Raw genomic sequence first — 6,541 nt, forward strand, 5'->3', positions numbered from 1 at the left:
AATCATGTTAGAAAAAGATATCAAGAAAATTTTGATTTCACAAGATGAAATTACAGAAGCAGCTAAAAAATTGGGTGCTCAGTTGACAAAAGATTATGAGGGAAAAAATCCGATTTTAGTTGGAATTTTAAAAGGTTCTATTCCTTTTATGGCAGAATTGGTGAAATATATTGATACACATCTTGAAATGGACTTTATGATGGTCTCTAGCTATCATGGTGGGACTGTAAGTAGTGGTGTCATTAATATTAAACAAGACGTAACTCAAGATATTAAAGGTCGACATGTTGTCTTTGTAGAAGATATCATTGATACTGGTCAAACCTTGAAGAGTTTGAGAGATATGTTTACTGCAAGAGAAGCAGCTTCTGTTAAGATTGTCACCATGCTTGATAAACCAGAAGGTCGTACAGTAGAAATCGAAGCAGATTATACATGTTTTACAATTCCAAATGAATTTGTTGTAGGCTACGGTTTAGACTATAATGAAAACTATCGTAACCTTCCTTATGTAGGTGTATTGAAAGAGGAAGTTTACTCAAAATAGAAGGGTAAGTGTTTTAATGCAAAAACAAAATAATGGTTTCATAAAAAATCCATTTCTTTATTTGTTGATGATTTTCTTGCTAGTGACAGGATTCCAGTACTTTTTTGCTGGCAGATCTGCTGGTCATAGTCAACAAATTAAGTACTCAGAATTGGTTCAGGAAATCACTAACGACAATGTAAAAGAAATGACCTACCAACCAAGTGGTAGTGTTATTGAAGTGTATGGTGTCTACAAAACTGCTAAGACAGAGAAACAGGAAACGGGAATTCAATTTTTTACACCCTCTGCTACAAAAGTAGAGAAATTTACAAGTATTGTCCTCCCATCAGATACAACTGTAGCGGATTTGCAAAAGCTAGCAAGTGAACATCAAACACAAATTGAAGTGAAACACGAAAGCTCAAGTGGTATGTGGATTAACATCCTGGTTTCAGTAGTACCATTTGCTATCTTATTCTTCTTCCTCTTCTCTATGATGGGAAATATGGGCGGAAATAGTGGACGTAATCCAATGAGCTTTGGACGTAGTAAAGCTAAAGCTGCTAATAAAGAAGATATCAAAGTTCGCTTCTCAGATGTCGCAGGCGCAGAGGAAGAAAAACAAGAACTTGTTGAAGTTGTTGAATTCTTAAAAGATCCAAAACGATTTACAAAATTGGGTGCCCGGATTCCAGCTGGTGTTCTCTTAGAAGGACCTCCGGGAACTGGTAAAACATTACTTGCCAAAGCAGTCGCAGGAGAAGCTGGTGTACCATTCTTTAGTATTTCAGGTTCTGACTTTGTAGAAATGTTCGTCGGTGTCGGTGCGAGCCGTGTACGTTCTCTCTTTGAGGATGCAAAAAAAGCAGCACCAGCTATTATCTTCATTGATGAAATTGATGCCGTTGGTCGACAACGTGGTGTCGGTTTAGGTGGAGGTAATGATGAACGAGAACAAACCTTAAACCAACTCTTGATTGAAATGGATGGTTTTGAAGGAAATGAAGGAATTATTGTCATTGCGGCAACAAACCGTTCAGATGTTCTTGATCCGGCTCTACTTCGTCCAGGCCGTTTTGATAGAAAAGTATTAGTTGGTCGTCCAGATGTTAAGGGACGCGAAGCAATTTTGAAAGTCCATGCTATAAATAAACCTTTAGCTGAAGATGTAGATTTAAAATTGGTAGCACAACAAACTCCAGGTTTTGTTGGTGCCGATTTGGAAAATGTATTGAACGAAGCAGCTTTGGTTGCAGCTCGTCGCAATAAATCAGTGATTGATGCTTCTGATATTGATGAGGCAGAAGATCGTGTTATCGCTGGACCATCTAAGAAAGACAAGACTGTTTCACAAAAAGAACGTGAATTGGTTGCCTACCATGAGGCAGGACATACCATTGTCGGTCTAGTATTGTCAAATGCCCGTGTTGTTCATAAAGTTACCATAGTACCACGTGGACGTGCAGGCGGATATATGATTGCACTTCCTAAAGAAGACCAAATGCTTTTATCTAAAGAAGATATGAAAGAGCAATTAGCTGGCTTAATGGGTGGACGTGTAGCTGAAGAGATTATCTTTAACGTCCAAACAACTGGAGCATCTAATGACTTCGAACAAGCGACTCAGATGGCGCGTGCTATGGTTACTGAGTATGGTATGAGTGAAAAACTTGGTCCAGTACAATATGAAGGAAATCATGCTATGTTTGGTGCACAAAGCCCTCAAAAATCAATTTCAGAACAAACAGCTTATGAAATTGACGAAGAAGTTCGTTCATTATTGAATGAAGCACGCAACAAAGCTGCTGAAATTATCCAGTCAAATCGTGAAACTCACAAGCTGATTGCAGAAGCATTATTGAAATACGAAACATTGGATAGTACACAAATTAAATCTCTATACGAAACAGGAAAGATGCCTGAAACAGTAGAAGAGGAATCACATGCACTATCTTATGATGAAGTAAAATCAAAAATGAGTGAAGAAAATTAATTATCTTAAATACTATAAACAGAGGGGGCACAAGTTTTCTCTGTTTTTTTTTAAAAAAGTTGAGGGAACTCTAATTTAAATGAAAGATTTCTCTATATATAGAAAATAAAATACAAGTTCATCTATGTTAATGCTCTCTTAGAGGAAATGATTCAAATTTTCTGAAAATAAGAATGCAATAGATACTTGAGTAATATGAAGAAATGTTTTCCAAAAATGATATGTGTTTCATAAAAAACAATTATTGTAAGAAAAAAATTAACCAAAACTCTGGGCAGACGAACGATTTAAAGGCCGCAAATCCATGCTGAAAGAGTTACAGGAAGTAATTCAGTAGAATTGAAAAAAAGTTTAAAAAAGGTGTTGACAAAGTTAGAAAAGTCGGTATAATAGTAAGAGTTGAAAATAACAACTCCGGTCCGTTGGTCAAGGGGTTAAGACACCGCCTTTTCACGGCGGTAACACGGGTTCGAATCCCGTACGGACTATGGTATGTTACAGTTGAAACACTAGATGAAAAAAATTAAAAAAAGTTTCAAAAAAGTGTTGACAAGCGAAAGCGGCTGTGATATACTAATATAGTTGTCACTTGAGAGAAGTGAGTGATAAAGACCTTTGAAAACTGAACAAGACGAACCAATGTGCAGGGCACTACAACTGAAGTTGTAGTACTGAACAATGAAAAAAACAATAAATCTGTCAGTGACAGAAATGAGTGAGAACTCAAACTTTTAATGAGAGTTTGATCCTGGCTCAGGACGAACGCTGGCGGCGTGCCTAATACATGCAAGTAGAACGCTGAAGGAGGAGCTTGCTTCTCCGGATGAGTTGCGAACGGGTGAGTAACGCGTAGGTAACCTGCCTGGTAGCGGGGGATAACTATTGGAAACGATAGCTAATACCGCATAACAGTAGATATTGCATGATATCTGCTTAAAAGGTGCAATTGCATCACTACCAGATGGACCTGCGTTGTATTAGCTAGTTGGTGAGGTAACGGCTCACCAAGGCGACGATACATAGCCGACCTGAGAGGGTGATCGGCCACACTGGGACTGAGACACGGCCCAGACTCCTACGGGAGGCAGCAGTAGGGAATCTTCGGCAATGGACGGAAGTCTGACCGAGCAACGCCGCGTGAGTGAAGAAGGTTTTCGGATCGTAAAGCTCTGTTGTAAGAGAAGAACGAGTGTGAGAGTGGAAAGTTCACACTGTGACGGTATCTTACCAGAAAGGGACGGCTAACTACGTGCCAGCAGCCGCGGTAATACGTAGGTCCCGAGCGTTGTCCGGATTTATTGGGCGTAAAGCGAGCGCAGGCGGTTAGATAAGTCTGAAGTTAAAGGCTGTGGCTTAACCATAGTACGCTTTGGAAACTGTTTAACTTGAGTGCAAGAGGGGAGAGTGGAATTCCATGTGTAGCGGTGAAATGCGTAGATATATGGAGGAACACCGGTGGCGAAAGCGGCTCTCTGGCTTGTAACTGACGCTGAGGCTCGAAAGCGTGGGGAGCAAACAGGATTAGATACCCTGGTAGTCCACGCCGTAAACGATGAGTGCTAGGTGTTAGACCCTTTCCGGGGTTTAGTGCCGTAGCTAACGCATTAAGCACTCCGCCTGGGGAGTACGACCGCAAGGTTGAAACTCAAAGGAATTGACGGGGGCCCGCACAAGCGGTGGAGCATGTGGTTTAATTCGAAGCAACGCGAAGAACCTTACCAGGTCTTGACATCCCTCTGACCGCTCTAGAGATAGAGTTTTCCTTCGGGACAGAGGTGACAGGTGGTGCATGGTTGTCGTCAGCTCGTGTCGTGAGATGTTGGGTTAAGTCCCGCAACGAGCGCAACCCCTATTGTTAGTTGCCATCATTTAGTTGGGCACTCTAGCGAGACTGCCGGTAATAAACCGGAGGAAGGTGGGGATGACGTCAAATCATCATGCCCCTTATGACCTGGGCTACACACGTGCTACAATGGCTGGTACAACGAGTCGCAAGTCGGTGACGGCAAGCTAATCTCTTAAAGCCAGTCTCAGTTCGGATTGTAGGCTGCAACTCGCCTACATGAAGTCGGAATCGCTAGTAATCGCGGATCAGCACGCCGCGGTGAATACGTTCCCGGGCCTTGTACACACCGCCCGTCACACCACGAGAGTTTGTAACACCCGAAGTCGGTGAGGTAACCTTTTAGGAGCCAGCCGCCTAAGGTGGGATAGATGATTGGGGTGAAGTCGTAACAAGGTAGCCGTATCGGAAGGTGCGGCTGGATCACCTCCTTTCTAAGGATAAGGAAAGCACATTGGTCTTGTTTAGTCTTGAGAGGTCTTGTGGGGCCTTAGCTCAGCTGGGAGAGCGCCTGCTTTGCACGCAGGAGGTCAGCGGTTCGATCCCGCTAGGCTCCATTGGTGAGAGATCACCAAGTAATGCACATTGAAAATTGAATATCTATATCAAATAGTAACAAGAAAATAAACCGAAAACGCTGTAGTATTAATAAGAGTTTATGACTGAAAGGTCAGAAAATAAGGTTAAGTTAATAAGGGCGCACGGTGGATGCCTTGGCACTAGGAGCCGAAGAAGGACGTGACAAACGACGATATGCCTTGGGTAGCTGTAAGTAAGCGATGATCCAGGGATTTCCGAATGGGGGAACCCAACAGGTACTACCTGTTACCCATATCTGTTAAGGATATGAGGAGGAAGACGCAGTGAACTGAAACATCTAAGTAGCTGCAGGAAGAGAAAGCAAAAGCGATTGCCTTAGTAGCGGCGAGCGAAACGGCAGGAGGGCAAACCGAAGAGTTTACTCTTCGGGGTTGTAGGACTGCAATGTGGACTCAAAGACTATAGAAGAATGGTTTGGGAAAATCAGCCAAAGAGAGTGATAGCCTCGTATTTAAAATAGTCTTTGTACCTAGCAGTATCCTGAGTACGGCGGGACACGTGAAATCCCGTCGGAATCTGGGAGGACCATCTCCCAACCCTAAATACTCCCTAGTGACCGATAGTGAACCAGTACCGTGAGGGAAAGGTGAAAAGCACCCCGGGAGGGGAGTGAAATAGAACCTGAAACCGTGTGCCTACAACAAGTTCGAGCCCGTTAATGGGTGAGAGCGTGCCTTTTGTAGAATGAACCGGCGAGTTACGATATGATGCGAGGTTAAGTTGAAGAGACGGAGCCGTAGGGAAACCGAGTCTGAAAAGGGCGCTTTAGTATTATGTCGTAGACCCGAAACCATGTGACCTACCCATGAGCAGGTTGAAGGTGCGGTAAGACGCACTGGAGGACCGAACCAGGGCACGTTGAAAAGTGCTTGGATGACTTGTGGGTAGCGGAGAAATTCCAAACGAACTTGGAGATAGCTGGTTCTCTCCGAAATAGCTTTAGGGCTAGCGTCGACATTAGAGATTCTTGGAGGTAGAGCACTGTTTGGGTGAGGGGTCCATCCCGGATTACCAATCTCAGATAAACTCCGAATGCCAATGAATTATGGTCGGCAGTCAGACTGCGAGTGCTAAGATCCGTAGTCGAAAGGGAAACAGCCCAGACCACCAGCTAAGGTCCCAAAATAATTGTTAAGTGGAAAAGGATGTGGGGTTGCACAGACAACTAGGATGTTAGCTTAGAAGCAGCTATTCATTCAAAGAGTGCGTAATAGCTCACTAGTCGAGTGACCCTGCGCCGAAAATGTACCGGGGCTAAAACAATTTACCGAAGCTGTGGATACCTTTATAGGTATGGTAGGAGAGCGTTCTATGTGTGAAGAAGGTGTACCGTGAGGAGTGCTGGAACGCATAGAAGTGAGAATGCCGGTATGAGTAGCGAAAGACAGGTGAGAATCCTGTCCACCGTAAGACTAAGGTTTCCAGGGGAAGGCTCGTCCGCCCTGGGTTAGTCGGGACCTAAGGAGAGACCGAAAGGTGTATCCGATGGACAACAGGTTGAGATTCCTGTACTAGAGTATGTAGTGATGGAGGGACGCAGTAGGCTAACTAAAGCAGACGATTGGAAGTGTCTGTC

2 protein-coding genes, 2 tRNA genes and 2 rRNA genes (1 of these 6 running past the window's edge) are annotated in these 6,541 nt (G+C 43.5%); all 6 read left to right on the plus strand.

All coding sequences use genetic code 11. The features are described from left to right. Positions 1-4: 4 nt before the first annotated feature. Positions 5-547, plus strand: a complete 543-nt coding sequence (hpt, locus tag AXE83_RS00280) for a hypoxanthine phosphoribosyltransferase (protein ID WP_000890190.1) — start codon at positions 5-7, stop codon at positions 545-547. A 16-nt stretch (positions 548-563) separates the two neighbouring features. Continuing rightward, a complete protein-coding gene (ftsH, locus tag AXE83_RS00285; protein ID WP_060954983.1) occupies positions 564-2,522 on the plus strand; it encodes an ATP-dependent zinc metalloprotease FtsH in 1,959 nt (652 codons plus the stop codon). A 416-nt stretch (positions 2,523-2,938) separates the two neighbouring features. Further along, a tRNA-Glu gene (locus AXE83_RS00290) sits at positions 2,939-3,010 on the plus strand. A gap of 242 nt (positions 3,011-3,252) precedes the next feature. Further along, positions 3,253-4,799 (plus strand): 16S ribosomal RNA (locus AXE83_RS00295). 50 nt (positions 4,800-4,849) lie between these two features. Then, positions 4,850-4,922: transfer RNA gene (locus AXE83_RS00300), tRNA-Ala, on the plus strand. Positions 4,923-5,046: 124 nt separating this feature from the next. Beyond that, a 23S ribosomal RNA gene (locus AXE83_RS00305) occupies positions 5,047-6,541 on the plus strand; it runs 1,409 nt beyond the window's last position. The 16S and 23S rRNA genes sit together here with 2 tRNA genes alongside, the layout of an rRNA operon.

This window comes from Streptococcus sp. oral taxon 431, from assembly GCF_001553685.1.
In the GTDB taxonomy this organism is placed as follows: domain Bacteria; phylum Bacillota; class Bacilli; order Lactobacillales; family Streptococcaceae; genus Streptococcus.

Bases quoted from the DNA above. Each gene is read 5' to 3' on its own strand.
- hpt (WP_000890190.1), top strand. From the start codon at position 5: ATGTTAGAAAAAGATATCAAGAAAATTTTGATTTCACAAGATGAAATT.
- ftsH (WP_060954983.1), top strand. From the start codon at position 564: ATGCAAAAACAAAATAATGGTTTCATAAAAAATCCATTTCTTTATTTG.